The sequence below is a fragment of the Acinetobacter sp. Root1280 genome (assembly GCF_001425285.1).
GTDB classification, from domain to species: domain Bacteria; phylum Pseudomonadota; class Gammaproteobacteria; order Pseudomonadales; family Moraxellaceae; genus Acinetobacter; species Acinetobacter guillouiae.
Map to the genome: position 1 here is coordinate 1 of NZ_LMED01000012.1, position 17,998 is coordinate 17,998.

At 37.8% G+C, this 17,998-nt stretch carries 15 protein-coding genes and 4 pseudogenes; 1 reads left to right on the top strand and 18 read right to left on the bottom strand.

Translation table 11 applies throughout. The features are described from left to right. The 13 genes and pseudogenes from ASC84_RS09780 to ASC84_RS09840 all read right to left on the bottom strand — a co-directional run. A pseudogene (locus ASC84_RS09780) lies at positions 1-247 on the bottom strand (hypothetical protein); the annotation flags it as partial. A 429-nt stretch (positions 248-676) separates the two neighbouring features. Continuing rightward, positions 677-1,729, bottom strand: a pseudogene (locus ASC84_RS09785) (3'-5' exonuclease); the annotation flags it as partial. Next, a pseudogene (locus ASC84_RS09790) lies at positions 1,728-2,015 on the bottom strand (FAD-dependent oxidoreductase); the annotation flags it as partial. The pseudogenes ASC84_RS09785 and ASC84_RS09790, both read right to left, overlap by 2 nt. Before the next feature lie 17 nt (positions 2,016-2,032). After that, positions 2,033-2,737, bottom strand: a complete 705-nt coding sequence (gene arsH / locus ASC84_RS09795; RefSeq protein ID WP_056514181.1) for an arsenical resistance protein ArsH — start codon at positions 2,735-2,737, stop codon at positions 2,033-2,035. A 5-nt stretch (positions 2,738-2,742) separates the two neighbouring features. After that, positions 2,743-3,786, bottom strand: coding sequence for an ACR3 family arsenite efflux transporter (gene arsB / locus ASC84_RS09800; protein WP_056514183.1), 1,044 nt, complete (start codon positions 3,784-3,786; stop codon positions 2,743-2,745). A gap of 7 nt (positions 3,787-3,793) precedes the next feature. Then, positions 3,794-4,267 carry an arsenate reductase ArsC gene (locus ASC84_RS09805; protein WP_004699737.1) on the bottom strand — a complete coding sequence of 158 codons (474 nt, stop codon included), beginning with the start codon at positions 4,265-4,267 and terminating at the stop codon, positions 3,794-3,796. Positions 4,268-4,273: 6 nt separating this feature from the next. Beyond that, on the bottom strand, positions 4,274-4,594 hold the full coding sequence (locus ASC84_RS09810) for a metalloregulator ArsR/SmtB family transcription factor (protein ID WP_004655738.1): 321 nt from the start codon (positions 4,592-4,594) through the stop codon (positions 4,274-4,276). 59 nt (positions 4,595-4,653) lie between these two features. Next, complete coding sequence (gene arsC, locus ASC84_RS09815; RefSeq protein WP_056514187.1) at positions 4,654-5,088, bottom strand: arsenate reductase (glutaredoxin); 435 nt, start codon at positions 5,086-5,088, stop codon at positions 4,654-4,656. A 122-nt stretch (positions 5,089-5,210) separates the two neighbouring features. Further along, on the bottom strand, positions 5,211-7,829 hold the full coding sequence (locus ASC84_RS09820; protein ID WP_056514189.1) for an AAA family ATPase: 2,619 nt from the start codon (positions 7,827-7,829) through the stop codon (positions 5,211-5,213). Between the two features lie 139 nt (positions 7,830-7,968). Beyond that, positions 7,969-8,283: pseudogene (locus ASC84_RS23565) on the bottom strand (hypothetical protein); the annotation flags it as partial. Positions 8,284-8,307: 24 nt separating this feature from the next. Further along, positions 8,308-10,101 carry a monovalent cation:proton antiporter-2 (CPA2) family protein gene (locus ASC84_RS09830; RefSeq protein ID WP_056514194.1) on the bottom strand — a complete coding sequence of 598 codons (1,794 nt, stop codon included), beginning with the start codon at positions 10,099-10,101 and terminating at the stop codon, positions 8,308-8,310. A 440-nt stretch (positions 10,102-10,541) separates the two neighbouring features. After that, positions 10,542-12,023 carry an aldehyde dehydrogenase family protein gene (locus ASC84_RS09835; protein WP_319822755.1) on the bottom strand — a complete coding sequence of 494 codons (1,482 nt, stop codon included), beginning with the start codon at positions 12,021-12,023 and terminating at the stop codon, positions 10,542-10,544. Further along, positions 12,020-12,754, bottom strand: coding sequence for an SDR family oxidoreductase (locus ASC84_RS09840; RefSeq protein ID WP_056514199.1), 735 nt, complete (start codon positions 12,752-12,754; stop codon positions 12,020-12,022). Before ASC84_RS09840 ends, ASC84_RS09835 begins: the two co-directional genes overlap by 4 nt. A gap of 188 nt (positions 12,755-12,942) precedes the next feature. On the opposite strand from ASC84_RS09840, the gene ASC84_RS09845 reads away from it, so the two are divergent. Then, positions 12,943-13,869 carry an AraC family transcriptional regulator gene (locus ASC84_RS09845; protein ID WP_227515129.1) on the top strand — a complete coding sequence of 309 codons (927 nt, stop codon included), beginning with the start codon at positions 12,943-12,945 and terminating at the stop codon, positions 13,867-13,869. A 216-nt stretch (positions 13,870-14,085) separates the two neighbouring features. Here ASC84_RS09845 and ASC84_RS09850 read toward each other — a convergent pair whose 3' ends face one another. The 5 genes from ASC84_RS09850 to ASC84_RS09870 all read right to left on the bottom strand — a co-directional run bounded on the left by ASC84_RS09850 (position 14,086) and on the right by ASC84_RS09870 (position 17,955). Continuing rightward, positions 14,086-15,015, bottom strand: coding sequence for a hypothetical protein (locus tag ASC84_RS09850; protein ID WP_056515276.1), 930 nt, complete (start codon positions 15,013-15,015; stop codon positions 14,086-14,088). A 114-nt stretch (positions 15,016-15,129) separates the two neighbouring features. Further along, positions 15,130-16,188: a YqaJ viral recombinase family protein gene (locus tag ASC84_RS09855; protein WP_056514203.1), complete on the bottom strand. Its 1,059-nt coding sequence runs from the start codon at positions 16,186-16,188 to the stop codon at positions 15,130-15,132. 95 nt (positions 16,189-16,283) lie between these two features. Then, positions 16,284-16,490 (bottom strand): hypothetical protein, encoded by a 207-nt coding sequence (locus tag ASC84_RS09860; RefSeq protein ID WP_056514205.1) that lies wholly within the window; start codon positions 16,488-16,490, stop codon positions 16,284-16,286. 53 nt (positions 16,491-16,543) lie between these two features. Further along, complete coding sequence (locus ASC84_RS09865; protein WP_056514208.1) at positions 16,544-17,575, bottom strand: DUF932 domain-containing protein; 1,032 nt, start codon at positions 17,573-17,575, stop codon at positions 16,544-16,546. An 89-nt stretch (positions 17,576-17,664) separates the two neighbouring features. Further along, positions 17,665-17,955: a hypothetical protein gene (locus ASC84_RS09870; RefSeq protein ID WP_056514211.1), complete on the bottom strand. Its 291-nt coding sequence runs from the start codon at positions 17,953-17,955 to the stop codon at positions 17,665-17,667. Between the last annotated feature and the right edge of the window lie 43 nt (positions 17,956-17,998).

Genomic DNA, 17,998 nt, shown 5'->3' on the forward strand with positions numbered 1-17,998 from the left:
GGCGACTGTCGCTACATTGGGCGACTGTCGCTACATTGGCGCTTGCTTTGATCTGTTCTAGGCTGGTATTTCCGCAAGCCTGTAAATAGTTTTGGATTTGATGCGCGATAAACTTATGRTCTTCTGTATGCGTCAGRCTGGCCAAATTAAATACTGCCAACTCTACYGCKGGCTTGGTCTCTTTAGCGGCTGGTTGTTGCTGTGTATTTGACCCTGCGGTCTGATTTTTACTGTCTATAAATGCCATAAGCTTAACCTTAATACGTTCTAATTTTTAATTTAATTTCAATCAATCAAAATTCAAAAAATGTTCAATTATTTATTTCGCGCGTTATATACATCTGGTTGTTCAGCAGTCGCTTTTCACACAGTCACTTGTTTGGTGACATAACGAGACCCTTCCAGATCCATACGCATCTCATTCTTATCATGAATCTACTGCTGCATTCTCACCTCTAAAGATATAGTCGCTTACGGAAGCTGCATAAAGATTATTAGACATAGTTTGCTATTTAATTTTAGACTTTGATGAATTCTACTAAAAATGTAGACAATTTGTCTATACAGAGTTGTCTACAGTGAAGCATAGGACAAAAAAATAAAATAACTTAAAAATTTACAATAACTTAAAATAAAAAAATTAAGCTAAGGTGTAAATTTGGAGTAAACTTTATTTTTATGTATCAAAACATAAGTCTTCAATATTTTCGCTTCCAAATAGATTATTCACTGTTACAAGTGCTGTATCCGATAATGTTTGAGTAGTTAACACAGCTAGTCTTGTCATTGGACGAGAAATTGATACATAAAAAAGATTACGAGCTCTATGAAAACCATCAATGTTTGCCTTAGTCAACTTTTTAGTCTCAAGCAACTGAGGCCACTTATAATTATTCCATCCGCCACCTAAAATTACTAATACATTCTCAAACTCAGCCCCCTTAACACTATGCTGCGTTGCAAATGGAGTTTGCTTTTCGATAAACTTTGTAACCTCGATTACTTCCTTATATGGGATTTCTCTTAATTTATTATAACGTAATAGTGTTGAAGACATTTCCGTATCAGGCGAGCTCCTTAATGTAATAAGTTCATCGTCTCGTCTAAGTACTCTATCTGGAGGAGATGGACGTTTTGTATGCTTTAAATGGTCTATAACTTGCCCTATTGTCCCTTCTTGCCTTAGTTTTAATAATTGATCCATATCCCGGCGCCAACAAGATTTATCTTCATGCTTAGTTATTGCTGGCTTTGAGCCAAAGATTTTAAACATCTCACCATAATTTGATAAGCCATAGCTGGCACTCATTGGTTCAACTATTTCTGCAAAAAATTTTATTACAGGATCTTCTTTTTTAGCAAATTGATCATTACGTCCTTCAAACACTTTAATTAATTTAGGATATCCTTGTTCAGAAGCTAAAACATTATGGCTTAACATCAATATCTTAGTTTTTTGAATATCCCAACCCTCATTTTTTAGCCTCTGTATCAAATTTGCACGAGTAGACCGAGCTATATCTATTGGCAAATCCTCTTTAGAACTCCTCTCATTAGTTCGCGCGCCCCTATAAGAATTTGTATGAAAAAATCTAGCCTCACCTTTTGCATCTGGTGAGCTTACAGCTTGCGGTAAGTCTGGTCTTAAATTATTCAATATATTTACAATCGCTGGAACTGATCGAAAATTTGATCCTTTAGCAATCTCTTCAATTGGATACTTTGCTAAGTACAAATGGACGGACACTTAAATCAACTTCATTGATGTGGTCATAGACAATCTCTGTGCCAAAACGTTCAGCATGGGCTTGCATTCGTTCCATAAGTGCAGGACCAGTTAAACCTTCTGGGTCACCCGGCCAGTTATCTACCTCAGTGGTCGTTGTTAATTGACCACCAAGTTGTATACCTGCAATCAAAGTGGGTTTTAAGTTTGCGCGTGCTGCATATACAGCGGCACTATAACCCGCAGGTCCTGAACCTAAGATCACTAATTTAGAATGTCTCTTTTGCATTTCTGATCACCTAAAGTTTATAAGCTACGTTGATTGACACGCTTAGATAATTCTTCTGCCGACTCTTTTCGCTCTGAATAACGGTCAGTGAGGTACTGACTTTGCCCGCGAGTAAGCAAGGTGAACTTATATAGTTCTTCCATTACATCGACAATTCGATCATAGAAGGATGAAGGTTTCATCCGTCCATTTTCTTCAAACTCTAAAAAAGCTTTAGGAATAGACGATTGGTTCGGGATAGTGATCATACGCATCCAACGACCTAGAATCCGCATCTGGTTTAAGCTGTTAAAAGACTGTGAACCTCCACTGACCTGCATCAAGGCTAAAGTCTTGCCTTGCGTTGCACGAATTGCGCCACCTGCCAATGGTATCCAATCAATTTGTGATTTAAAAATTGAACTCATGGAGCCATGACGCTCAGGCGAGCACCACACCATTCCTTCTGCCCAAGCGAGTAAATCATGCAACTCTTTAACCTTTGGATGTTCAGTGTCCGCATCTTCAGGTAAAGGCAGCCCTTTAGGATGAAAGATATTTACTTCGGCACCAAACTGCTCCAAGATACGCCCAGCTTCCATTACGGCCAAACGGCTGTATGAACGCTCACGGTTAGAGCCATAGAGCAGCAAAATACGCGGTGGATGATCCAACTCTTTAGCTTGTACCTTTTCTAAAGTCGGTTGATCCAAAAGATTCATATCTACATTTGGGAGAGTCATAAAAATTACACCTCTTCTTTAAAAAACTTTTTTCTAAGCCACAAAGACACACTGACTAAAGCAATCAACACAGGCACTTCAACCAATGGTCCGATTACCGTAGTAAAAGCGACTGGTGAAGCTAAACCAAAGGTTGCAATCGCTACAGCCAGCGCCAACTCAAAGTTATTCCCAGCAGCCGTAAACGAAATTGCTGTTGTTTTAGGATAGTCATTCCCCATCCATTTGCTCATAAAGAAGCTAATGAAGAACATCACGATAAAGTAAATCGTCAATGGAATGGCAATACGTAAGACATCTAGTGGCAAGCTCACCACATCGTTACCTTTTAGGCTAAACATCGCCACAATCGTGAACAATAAAGCTAACAAACTCAGTGGACTGATCTTAGGTAAGAAGACATTTTGATACCAATCCAGACCTTTAGCTTTCACTAAAGTGAATCGTGTTATAAAGCCAAGAAAAAACGGAATACCCAAATAGACTAATACCGCATGGGTAATAGTCCAGAAATCGACATTAATCACTTGCCCTGCAACGCCAAAATAAGGCGGCAAGAAAGTTAAGAATAACCAAGCATATGTACTAAAAAATAGAATTTGGAAGATACTATTAAAAGCTACCAATGCAGCTACATATTGGTTATCACCACAGGCTAAACCATTCCACACCAATACCATTGCAATACAGCGAGCCAAACCTATTAGGATTAAGCCTGTCATATACTCTGGATAGCTATGCAAAAAAATAATGGCTAATGCAAACATCAATACTGGTGCAATTACCCAGTTCTGTACCAAAGACAAAGTTAAGGTTTTTTTGTCTTTAAACACTTGAGGTAGGGCTGCATAATCCACTTTGGCTAACGGTGGATACATCATCAGAATCAAACCAATCGCAATTGGAATATTGACAGAATCCACACTCATTTTATCCAAAGCGACGGAAGCTTGCGGAAAGAACACACCTATCGCAATCCCCAATGCCATGGCGATAAAAATCCATAGAGTGAGGTTACGATCTAGAAAGGATAATCTTTGTTGAGCCATGATGTTCTCATTCAATATGCGAAATTTGATTGATTGCTGCAATCAAATCTGGGCGAGACATATGAGTTGTATCTAGTGCCAATAAAGCGTCTAAGCGGCGGTTGATATGATCAACAGTAACTTGGAATGCTTTTAATTTTTCTTCTTTCGGCAAATCTAAATGTGAAGGATCAGCCAAGCCCCAATGTGCCTTGATCGCTCCACCTAAATAAAGTGGACACGCTTCCTGAGCTGCTGAATCGCAAACAGTAATCACCACGTCAGGTTGATATTGTTCACAGTCATCAATGGTTTTACTCCATAAACCATCTGTTGAGAGACCAAGATTTTCTAAAGTTTCTATAGTCAATGGATGTACTTGCCCTGATGGCTTACTACCTGCACTGTATGCTTTCCATCCTTCAGGCGCACGACTGTTAAAAAGGACTTCTGAGAGGATGCTACGGCAACTATTTCCAGTACACAAAAAAAGGAATTTCATATTCTGTTACTCACAATAACTATTTATTTGGATATTTTGGGAATCTTTATTCGCTATGGTTTGACTGCTTACCAAAAGATTCAGAACGTCATGGCACCACATTGGTAATTGCGGATTAATGCTGTAATACACCCATTGGCTTTGTCTTCTGTCCTGTAAGAGACCAGAAGAACGCAATAACGCTAAATGCCTAGAAATCTTTGGCTGACTCAGTTGCAACTTTTCAGTCAAATCACAAACACATAATTCTTTATTCTCAGCGACTAAAGTCACGATATTGAGTCGAGTTTCATCTGATAAGCATTTAAAAAAATTAACTTGGTCCATTCTTAACTCCCATTCACTTATTTGGATATGCGGATAATCATATACAAAAAGTAAAATTTTTAATTCACTCGTTGACCATTTTCATCAATCACTTTTTCACCATCCTCTTTCGTAAAGGCACCTTTCTGAGGTAATGGTAGAATATCTAAGACAACTTCAGAAGGACGGCTTAAGCGAGTGCCTAATTCAGTAACAACAAATGGTCGATTAATCAATATTGGATGATCAAGCATAAAACCAAGTAACTGCTCATCACTCAAATCACTACGATCAAGATCTAAATCCCGATAGGGATCTACATTCTGGCGAATGGCCTCTCTTACTGTTAATTTTGCATCCTGAATCAATTTAACTAATTCGTCATGACTAGGTGGTGTAATGAGATATTCAATCACAGTTGGCTCGATCCCTGTATTACGGATCAAAGCCAAAGTATTCCTAGATGTTCCACAAGCTGGGTTGTGATAAATCTTCACATTTGATGAAGTTGTCATCGAATTAAACTCTTTTGAGATTTTATAACACCTTTATATACGAAATATCGCATATATGCAAACCCATATATGATTCTATAGAAGGACTGACAAACCAGCCCTTTAAAGTCACAACTATAAAATTAATTCAAAGCTTGATCTAAATTTTCTAAATTCAAGACTATCGCACTAACAACACTTCTATCGAACTCAGCTCGATCCTGTTCTTCATGGACTCCCTTATTAAGATATCTCCACTCCCTACTCTCGCCACCTATCCCCAACAAAGATTCTAATGGCTGCAAAACACTATCTTTTTGAGCATGAATAAAATCATTCTTAACAATTTTAGCTTTCAATTGTTCAGTAAGATTTCTTAACTCTATTGAAGATGTAGCTGATCGTAGCTTTAGACTCAAATTCCCATCACCATGCTTACTCACAAACCTCCAAACTTTTCCTTTAGTTATTGCTTCTAAAGCTTGTCTTGACTTTGTTAAAGCATCACGAATTTCATTTTGATTGATGTGTTCTCTAGCAGCGACAATATAATTGCGAGGCGCACAATTAAAATTAATATTGATATGCTGCCCACCCAGGCGTGGTAGAAAACTAAATGATTTTGTTGACTTCACTCTTTCCACTGAAAGCAGATTATGAATATCTTTGAAGAATTCTTCCCCATGGCAAGTTAACAATATTTGCTTATTAGTAAAGAATTGATCCTCAAAGAGTGTTTTTCGGATTGCTTCACGATGCTCATCATCTATGGCATTCACAGGATCATCAAAAATCAATAAGGGTGACTCTTCTTTAATATTTTTAGCCAATAGAATTGCTAATCCCAAACATCGAATATGTCCTTCACTAAGTATATGAAGTGCATCAAAAAAAACTTCTGGATTATTTTTAAATGCGATTTCCATTCTCTGATTCTGAGTAATAGGTAGTTTTACATCAGCTAATAGTTCACTCTCTGTATCGTTCCTGTTGAAAGCATTGTAAAGATCAATAATTACTCCTCCTAGATCTTTAACTAAACGCACAGGTAATTCATTACAGTATGCTTCCAACATTTTAACAAAGTCAGCATAAGCGTTAGATATAACCTTATTTCGATCAACTATTAATTTTTCAGCTTCAACATCTGCAATAAGCTGTGCATTCTGCTCTTCAAATGTGCTAATCATGGACTGGGCAATACTTATAGCCTGAGTCGCTGATTGCCTCCGTGTCTGAAGTATAGTTATTTCTTTCACAAAATCACGGTACTTCATGAGCTCTGTAGCCCTAACTACTCTCAAGTCTTCTTCTTGTTTTATTTTTAGATCACATGCTTCAAGAGTTTGAACTTGTATCTCAATATTCATCCAAATCGTTGTTCCATCAGGTAACATTTCCGTTAAACACCCCCACCACTCAGAAGATGTTTTGCCACCTGTAAAAGACCTATATGCTTCCAAACAATTATCTTTTTGATAAAAAGATAAACAGGTTTGAATTATCTGAGAGAGATCAACGAAGAGGTCTTGGATTTGCTTTTTTAGGTCTTGTATCTGCTGTTGTATCCCCGCCAACACCTGCAGCTTTAACAACTCATCTCTAGCATAACTATAAGGATTAACAGTAGTCTGTCCGAGTGGAGTTTGACAAGCTGGACACTGATTTGGGCTACCATCTTGTAATTCAATGATGGCATTATAAAGTTGTTTAAATGACACCTGTTGACTTGCTTGTGCTAGCTTTTCTTCTTCAATAGTTAAGGCTGAAATCAATATATCTATTTGATGCTTCAATGCATTTAATACACTGAGTGAAAGGTTACTTTTAGGATTTAAGGGTGACTGAACTTCCGATTCAAGTTTTTGTACTAGCCCTAATACAGCGTCCTTACCATTTAATTCAATCACCATTTGGTCAAAACTTATCTTCTCTTTATATCGAGCAGCTAAAGCGACCTCCTCCAATTGAATCTGGCTAAGTAACTCCGTATGCATTTTTATCTGTTGTTCACTCCCCAACAATTGTGAACGTTTTTCACCTAGCTCTTTGGACTTCTCTCCAATAATATCAATATATCTACCATCCATATCAGATGTGAAATTTCTAACAAACTCAGTGAAAGACTCTAATCCAAATAACGTTGATATTAATTCAGATTGTTTAGATGGCACTTGGGCTGCAATACGTGAAAAATTATCTATACGATTCTTTTCAATAAAACAGAATCTATATGTTTGCTCATCAGGCTTAACATTTAAGAGACCATTTTCACTATCTTCAGCCTGAAGAATAGGAGCTAGGAATTGATTAACATGAGCATTCTTAAGGTACTCACTTTGGTTACGGAATCGTTTATTTTCCGCATCTTCCACATTACCTAGTAGACAGTACTCTAGGGCCTCACAGAAACTTGATTTCCCCGTTCCATTAGGACCATATATCAATACTAAGCTACTATCTAAATCAAAATACTCGGACTTAGAAAACCCTCTAAATGGTCCTACTGTCATACTTTTAATTTTTGCAATTTTTGATTTCGGCTCTCCTAATGTCGTAGCCAAAGGGCTAATCTCCGAACCAATACTTTCCCATCTTAGCTTAGCAAACGATGCTATTTTTTTTATCCGTTGTCCTTGAGCAGTCTTTAATGGAGTTAACTCATCCAAATTTTCTAAAACAAGGTTTGCTATCTTACGTATCTCTACAGAGGCATTATTATTCAATGTCTGTAAGAAATTTGAATACTCTACCCGTACCATAAACCCCTCATTCAAATAAATTATAATATTCAAAGTTTTAATTAGTGTTCGAAGATATCTAGATGCTTAGATATTCTTATTCTTGTATTTATAAATTAAGAATAATTAAAATACAAGGCATCAGCAGATGCCTTCTACTTTAGTTCAAGGTTTGTACCGATTGCTTTAGATTTTTCTGAATTTCTTGCAACTTAAGTAAATCTTGAGCTTGTTGTTGTGATTGACTTTCTTCCACATAAAACTCTTCAATAATATCCATCCCTTCATCACCTCCCACCTCAAAACTTGCATTCCCATAGCCCTGTCGTGCTACATGATCTAAAGCCTCCTGATAAAATCCTGCTGCTTTGCTCTGCTGATCGATCTCTTTTGCCGTTTTAATTTCATTCTGTTTACTGTTGTCTTCAGGTAACGTAAATCCACTAATGTAATGCAGAGGTGTCGGAAAAATAGCATTGTATATTGCTTTACTATCTAACTAAATATCACCATCTTGCTTCGGCTCAATTAATGTCTTTGTTGTTTTAGACGTGGTATTGTTATATCGGACACCTAAACTGGCATATAAATCATCTGCTGAAACTTCCATCTCAAAACGTATTTTTTCTCGTTCCCTAATTTCTTGAGTAATATTAGAAGCTTCTGTCTGGCTAACTCCAGCTGCTTTTAGAGTTGCCTCACCAAAGAGTAAGGCAGATTCAAAGGTTTCTCTAATCTGAAAGTCGACATCTGCTTTAACTAAATGTAAGGAATGCTCTCTGTCATATGCTCGTACAAGTACCTTAGCAAAAGGAAACTCATGTTTGATTAGCGTTACTATCTGATTTGCGGCGTCTTTGTCGTCAACACAAACAGCAATAGCTTGGGCATTTCCAGCACCCGATGCGTGTAAAATATCTAGTCTTGCCCCATCACCATAATAGACTTTAAAACCAATTTTTTCAGCGTTCTTAATCATTTTAATATCACTATCAATAATGGTGACATCTACAGTACTAGCTAATAATGATTGACTCATTACTTGACCAAAACGACCGAAACCAATAATTAATACATTGCCACTCAAACCATTCGCTACATCAATACCGTCTAAGTTTTGTTGTTGATTTGGCTTATACAATTTTTTGAAAATAATCCCAACGACTGGAGTTAATACCATTGATAAAACGACAATTGCCGTTAGATTTGATTTGATTGTTTCATCAATAACGTGTGCACTCGTTGCAGCAGCAAAAAGTACAAAAGCAAATTCACCACCTTGAGCCATTAATAAAGCACGATCGAGTGCATCAGGATGGGATGTTTTCGTAATACGAGCAACAACATATATCATGAGTGCTTTGGCTGTCATCATTGCTAAAACAGCGCTTATAATTAACTGCCAATTGTTTGCAACTACCGATAAATTAAGCGACATTCCGACGCCAAGAAAAAATAAACCAAGTAGGATTCCACGAAAAGGCTCAATATCCGCTTCGATTTGATGACGGAAAGTAGATTCTGAAAGTAACACGCCTGCTAAAAAAGCCCCCATAGCCATAGATAGGCCGCTAACCTGCATTAATAATGCAGCACCTAACACAACAAGTAAGGCTGCCGCAGTCATTACCTCACGAGCTTTCGAAGCAGCTAATATCCTAAATAAAGGATTAAGAAGCCAATATCCAGCGACAATCAGTCCAACAATTGCAACTATACCTATTCCAATACTCTGCCAACGGGAACTAACGCTTTCGACTACTGAATCAGGCGACATGAATGCAACAATTGCTAAAAGCGGAACAATCAATAAATCTTCAAATAATAATATTGCGACTATTTTTTGTCCTCTAGGTTTATTCGTATCACCTCGATCCCCCAGCAACTGCATAACAATAGCCGTAGATGTCAATACAAAACCAGTCGCTCCAATAAATGCGATTTGCCAACTAAAACCAAAAGCAAGACCTACACCAAGAAGTGCTAAAGAACATAGGATAATTTGTAAAGTACCTAACCCGAATATTTCTCGACGTAAACTCCATAAGTGTGATGGTTTCATTTCTAAACCAATCAAGAAAAGATACATAACGATACCGAGTTCAGCGATATGTAATATTGAAGTAGAGTCGGAGAAAAAGGCAAATCCAAATGGCCCAATGATAAGCCCTGCCGTGAGATAACCAAGTACAGAGCCCAAGCCAATACGTTTAAAGATAGGGACAGCAATAACGGCTGCTGCCAATAAAATCACAGGACTTAGCAATCCAAAAGAGTGGGCTTCTGCGGACATATATAGTTCTCAAAATAATTCGTAAAAAGGTCAAATACTTTTATGATATCTATTCAAATTAAATAACTAATCTTAGAAAATAAATCTGATCTGCCCATGAGAGTTGGTCAATTTGATTAAGTAGTTTTTTAAGAAAGCTACATTTTATTTAGAATTTTCCATCGAGGGTTGTTAATTATTAAGCTTAGAATTATACAATAAACTTAATAATCATTTTGATAACTGTCGTATTAATTAAATTAAAAAATGCACCGCATAATGGGAGAATCAAAACTGCATTATGCGATGAACTATATGTAATGGCTATATTGGTTGGAGTGGCGCACACCCTAAGCTACTGTACTCTGCAACTTCATATTTTATCAATAATAAGAAAAGTTATGAATGTTACGAAATTTAATTGTCTGTGCAGCTAGAATCACCACCCATTAAACTAAAATCTACATGAGATTTTTTAACTTTTCCACCTTTCCAGCATAAGGGGGGTAACTCAATGAATCATCCAAAGAATCATTTGCGTGAGCTATCATAATAGGTTTGAAGTGTGTAAAGACTTTGAATGTGGCTTCGCCAACATAATTACCCATGCCACTATTTCCCACACCACCAAATGGTAAATATCTTGATGCCGCATGTTGCATGCAATCGTTAATTGTAACACCGCCTGAACTGGTATGAGCTAGCACCAAATCTTGGCTCTTCTTGTCTTTGCTAAAAAAGTACAATGCTAAAGGTTTCTCTTTAGTTTTTTGAAGAGCCACCAACTCTTCAATAGAATCAAAGGAAAGTACTGGCATAATTGGTCCAAAAATTTCTTCTTGCATAATTTCAGAACTCTCTGAAACATCATCTAAAATAGTTGGTGCAATGTAGCGTTTTGCAGCATCTGACTGTCCGCCAAAAACAATCTTCCCATTATTGTTTAACGACCCTAACAATCTTTCAAAATTTCTCTGGTCGATGATAAAACCATAATCTTCACTTTGAGAAGCATCTTCGCCATAAAATTCAACCATGTATTTTTTGCAGAGTTCTATAAATTTCTCTTTGATGCTCGAATGTACATATACGTGATCTACTGAAACACAAATCTGGCCAGTGTTGAATAATTTCGCCCTAACTATACTCTTGGCAGCATGTTCTATATCAGCTGTTTCATCTACAATAGCAGGACTTTTTCCACCTAACTCTAAAATTGTTGGTGTTAAATGTTTAGATGCTGCTAATTGAATAACTTTACCTACTCTTGGGCTACCTGTAAAAAATATAAGGTCAAATCGTTCTTCTAAGAAACGATTAATCATTTCCACATCTCCCAAAATACATTTGATGTAATTTGGCGAAAATGTAGTTTCTATAATTTCATTAATTACGTCTCCACAAGCAGCAGACGTAGAAGAAGGTTTTACCACTGCTGTATTTCCAGCGGCTATTGCTCCAAGCAAAGGACCAAAAATTTGCCATGTCGGAAAATTCCAAGCACTCAAAATAAATGCTGTTCCTAAAGGTTCAGGTTTTAGGATACTTTCATTTGCTTTAAACATTTCAGGCGATTTTACATGCTTTTCTTTCGCCCAATCCTTGAGATTATTTATAGTGTTATTGAGTTCATCTAACACCCAATTCAACTCAATTAAATACGTTTCCATTTCATTTCTGCCCATATCTTTTTTAGCAGCTTCAATGATTTTCGGTTCGTATTTTATAAAGCTTGTTTTTAGTTTTTCCAGTTGCTCTAATCTAAAATCTAGATCCAATGTTTCGCCTGAACGAAAATATGCTCTTTGGCTATCTAATAAACTCTTAATCTGTTCTTGATTCATCTTTTTTATACCTAATAATGTTAATTGATTAATGATTTTTCCGTCGTTATAAGGTAAAAAACGTCGAAAACATAACCACGTTTTACAAATAAAACTTATAAGGCCGCTGTTGGTCTAACCACTATTTCACTCGTATCAACATCTTGAGGTTGATTAATGACGTGTGCGATAGCATTGGCAATGGCTTCTGGCTTAAGAGCAATATTACGGTAACCTTCCATAGCTTCGGCTGCGGCAGAATCTGTAATGGTATTCGCAAGTTCCGATTCAACCACTCCTGGATAAACACAAGTTACGCGAAGCTCTTTATGTTCTTGACGTAATCCATCAGAAATGGCACGTACAGCATATTTCGTCGCACAATATACGGCTCCTGTAGGAATGACATAGAGGCCACCTATAGAAGAAATATTTATAATTTGACCATGTCCTTGCTTTTGCATTACAGGAAGTACCGCAGCTACGCCATAAAGGACACCACGAATATTCACATCAATCATGGCATCCCATTCATTTACTTTAAGAGAAGCCATTGGGGATAGTGGCATGATACCTGCGTTATTAATAATGACGTCAATTCGACCATATTGTTGAATCGCAAAATCAGCAAACGCCTGAACATCATCTTGTTGGGTAACATCTAAAGTCCGATATTCGACTTTACACCCTTCAGAACCAAGCTCATCAGCCAGTAGTTTTAGTTTATCAGCACGACGAGCACCGATCAGTAAGGCATGCCCTTGACGAGCTAGAACTCTAACAGTGGCTTCACCAATACCGCTACTTGCACCTGTAACAATAATAATTTTTGATCGTATTGTTTTTGACATGTGTTAAAACCTCTATAACCGTAAGATGAACTTAAATTCATTAAAAACCTAAAATTATCCTATATACAAAGCGACTAAGCTTTAAGACCTATTCGTATTCAATACTTGCCTAAAAGTAATTGGTAACTTGCTAAAAGGAATAATTACTCGTATTTTGAGATATTTAAGGTTGTATGTGGAATTCAAGAATGAGCACTAACTTCACCATTAATTCACAACAACACATGTTGTCTTTAATAAATCAGTTAGCTTCTTCGGAAGGGTATACGCAGTCATTACTTGAAAATGTTACATTTATTCGTTCAAACAGTACGTTAACATGCATGTCGACTTTCTATGAGCCCAGCATTGTAATTATTTTACAAGGTCGTAAATGCGGTTTTTATAATGATAAGCAATATATTTATGATGCTAATAATTATCTTGTGGTCTCTATTCCGTTACCTTTCAATGTTGAAGCAGAAGCAACAGCTGATAACCCTTTACTCGGTATTATCCTCCACATTGATCCTTTGATATTGACCGAACTTATAACAAATCTTCCTATGAACCCCATCCAATCTAGCTCTCTTCCTAGTGCACTATATTCTAGCCCTGTAGATGTTAATTTTGAAAATGCCGTATTTCGTTTGATAAAGTCACTAACATCACCGATTGAAGCTAAAGTTTTAGGACCTTCTATCTACAGAGAAATTCTTTATAGAGTTCTTAGCAATGAACAAGGAAATGGACTTAGAGAGGTACTATTAAGGAACAGTAGTTTTGGTAAAATTGCTAATGCTTTACAGTATATTCATTCAAATTATGAAAAAAAAATAGATGTTAACACTTTAGCGATACAGACGAACCTTAGTGTTTCTGCTTTTCATATGTATTTTAAAACAGTCACTTCTACTTCCCCAATTCAATATATCAAGGCCATACGGCTACATAAATCAAGATTAATGATGGTTCGACAAGGATTAAGTGCTGAAACCGCTGCAAGAAAAGTAGGCTATGAAAGTGCATCTCAATTTAGTAGAGAATTTAAACGTCTATTTGGTCGTAGCCCCATAGAAGAAGTAAAAAACTTAAAAACAGTATTATCGTTGTCCACTTCTAACCCAAATGAATAATAACCTCCCTAATCTTTTCTATTGTTTAAATGATTTAAGTACAACTCTTTTAAACATCTTTAACTAATTAAAATGGTACATAAACACTAAGCATCCTGTAGGTTTCCGCCTTTTAACTTACAGATCATCCTAATAATGTCCACTAAAATGATTAGTGGACATTATTGTTATGAGCCCAAAATCAAATATACACTGTTGTTCACCCCCTAATACCAACTAATTTACCACCCTCACACTGCCCTGTAACCCGTGTTGAATATCCTGTACAAAACCCTCGCTCTGATTAAGTTTAGACTTTATCTTAACTTTTGAGTCTGTAGACTGTTGTCCAGATTCGACGTGCTCATCCGCATAAAACTCTTCCACCAAATCCAATCCCTCTTCAACATTCACTTCAAACCGCGCATTACTAAAGCATTGCCTAGCCATCTGATCTAAAGCAACTTGATTAAATCCAGTTGCTTTACTCTGCTGATCAATTTCTTTCGCTATTTGAATGGCTTGTTGTAAATTGATACCATCTCTTAAAGTTAAATCCACGTAGTACACAGGTGTTCTATAACTTTGAGTTGTGGATTTTCCTCGAAGTGTCAGTTGAAGTGGTAGACATGACAGTAAACCATTCGATGCCGCATGGTAATAACTGAGTCGTGCTGCCAAAGTCCGAATGCTATTAAAGCCAGTCGTTCTAAAAATAAAAGTACCCAATTCATCCGACTCATCTAGATTGACATGTAATCGACCAAAGGGTTTACAGTTCCCTCCTTGTGCCAATGCACATAAATCAGGTGATGGGCATGGATGTTGTTCAATGCCTTTGTTGGTTTGTCTTTGACAAGTCTCACCGTTTCCAATACATATAGGTCGCCCTGTTTGGCGATCAAATAAAGTGTATTCCGCTCGAAGGTTAAGTTCAGGATCATTAAAGATCATCCGTACTGGGATTGAGCGGAGTTTTTGATTGGGAACTTTGGCTCGTAGTTGATCATCTAAAGGATGTTTCACCCATCCATCTTTGCCTTGGATTTGACTGGTAATGGTAAATTGGTCATCCCGTTCAGGCAGTCGCTTTCCATTCTTTTCGACGACTTTTCCAATACTGATTCTACCGAGTATGGGTGGTGTAATCGCTAAACCTTTAATCATGGTAGTTTCCTCTTTTCTATAAAATTGAATTGGCATAAAAAAATCCCATGCGCTCAGGTATGGGATTTTTAGTAGGGTTGTTCTAATGTTAAGTGGTTGAATATTTCACTTAGGCTAATCGGTATAAATATTGAAACGCCGTGAGCCTTGTTTGTTTTGTGGAAACTGGCTGAGATATTCAGGGTGTTGTTTCAGTAATGCCTTGCTATCTAAGCTGATTGAATCCTTCGACTTTTTCCAAGTGACTGAGCCGGTTTGAAAGGTCGCTCGTTCAGCTTTTTGCATCTTGGCTTGTAGTTGATGTTTGAGAAGATCGAATGTTTCCTGATGTTTTTCGATTTTATTTCGTGTTTGAATCAGTTGCTCAAATTGTTGATTGGCTTGCGTATCTTCAGATAAGTCTGTGGTTGTCAGTGGCACATGGTCAGGATAAAGTAGCTGTAAAGCTTTGGCTGCTGATTCACTCGCATCAGCATCAGGTGGAGTATCCTTTTCTACGCATTCCCAGAAATGTCGTTCAGCATTGATAATGTGTTGGATCACTGATTCTGAACGGGTCACTTTAAAGATTCGTGTTTCATGCCCACAGATCAGCACACAAATATGTGCTGCGTTCTTACCTGTCACTGCCAGTTGATGTTGCACCTGACAAAGCACGTATAAAGGCACACCATCTCGCCAAAGCTTGGCACCATGTTCTCCAGCGGTTTTGCATTCCAGAATTTGTACATCTGCATCACCCACCACGGAATAGTCCAAGTTTGCCAACATAAAGTACTTATCGGGTTCAGGGTGTTGTAATACTGCATTGACTCGACGTACTTTATAATTAGTATGCATGCTGTAGTATTCAGCGACCAAAGGTTCTAGACGTTTACCCCAATAGAGTGGTGCATGCCCTTCACTTTCATCCTCAATGTTTTGTTGAATACGCCCCGTTTTAATCATCCACAGTTCAAGCATCGACATATAGGGATTCAGTCCACAAGCTGCGGCACAGTCACTACTGCCAATGCCTTGTTTACGCACCTTGAGCCATTCGGCTTGTGACATGGTTTTGGTTTCAGCTAGGCGTTTGGGTTGCTTTTTTCGTTTTGAAGATAATGAATAAGCTTTTGATCCTATTACAGGACCTATGATGGGTTGGGGTATATTTGCGGTATGTTGTCTCATGATGTATTCCTCTAACTTCTAATTTGAAAGACATAAAAAAATCCCATACTTTTTGGCATGGGATTAGAATTGGAATCAGTATGTTTAAATGGTATTTAGTCGATGCGATAACTCAGCTTAATTTCGTCAAACGTTGCAAGACGGATAAAGTCAGTATGATAGATATGCCGATAGCCATCTAAAACCAGATATTGAGGGTGTGGTATTTCATCCACTGTTCTCACCTGCACATCCTGAATGGGGTAAATTAAAACCACCAAATCCCCAATCTTAAATTTGTACTCAAAACTGTTATCTGTCATCAAATCCTCTGAGTGATGGTGATATTGTCTAAATAAAACCCTCGATACCTGTTTTAAGCAATCATCCTTAAGGCTTGTTCTAGACCTCGTTGTTTTAAGCCTGCACCTGCACCGAACCATGCTGAATCAAGTCGATGATCTTGGCTCATGGCTCGACGTTCATGGTCACAAAACTCCGTGATACTGCATAATAGACCATAGGTAGTATCTTTGGCTGAGGATAGTTCTGCCCCTCGTCCATGCCCATTAAACATGGTCATGACTTTAGACATTGCCCTTCCATTCGGTTCTGCTTTATTTGGTTCGGTTGGGTTGGCAACGTTGCGATAAAACTGAATAATGCTCTCATCCTGTTGTGTCTGGCTGAGACTGGTATTGTTAAATACAGCATCAAAATAAGCAGCCGCTTCCTGCTGTGTGACTTTCCGTTGACTCAACTGTTTCATTTGATGCATATGTTCATCCCATGCCCGTACAGAAATACCCAGCTGTTGTTTGATCTTGTCTGCATCAAACTTGGTGCTGTGAGGGACTTTGACCACACCTCGATTAGCATCTTGACCTTTTAGTGCAATGGCTAAGGTGTTATTACACACCACACGAATTGAAGTAAATTGTGCTGTGGTGGCTAAAGTCCCATCACAAGCCGTAGCTAAGAGAATATAGCCATTGCTGACATCTTTGCCTTTGAGTGCAGTACTTTGCCCTGTTCTCGCCAATGCCCAGAATTTCTTACCACCTTTGAGTACCCCCGCAGTTTCTAGTTCGAAGCCGGATTGTTCAGTCAAATCACGATAAAACTCTAGAATTTGTTTAGGCTGGACTTCTTGATAACGTTGACTGACTACAGATAAAGGTGCATGGGTATCTGAGCGGTACAGCACTCGTTGCTCATCGTGAGGGAGGATCAGATTCTGCCCTTTGTGATTTTCTGCCATATAACTGACATTGGAGCTTTCAATCTGCCAATCCATGCCAGCTTGTTTTGCCCAGACTTCGATGGGTTGATTTGGGCTAAGTTGATTACCCAGGCCATGCCAAGGGGTTTGACCGACATAAGCCATTTGTTCAAGTTGATGTGCCATAAGGTTTTTCCTTCTTATTGAGTGAATAATGAATTGAATCAATTCAGTGTGAATATTTCACAGTGAGATATTGAGTAGATTATTTAGATTCATTCAGTGTGTTGAATGTCGAAGTGTTCCTGACATTGCTCACACTGGTAATGTAGGGTGATCAAATTATCTTGCTTTTGGATGTAAAGTAAAAACATCCCTCCAGCGGCTAAACCAATAAAACCACCAACAAAGGGATTAATCCCCAACCGTTTAGAGATTTGCATCCCTACCGTTGCCAGTGACATCGGTGAGCACGATGAGAACGTGAACTTAGTTTTAGCTTGTGATTGTTGACTTCGCCGTAGTAATTGCACATGCGGTGAATGGCAATAGGGGCATTGCTGCATCGTGTTTTTCCTTGATTAAATATTGAGATATAGACATAAAAAA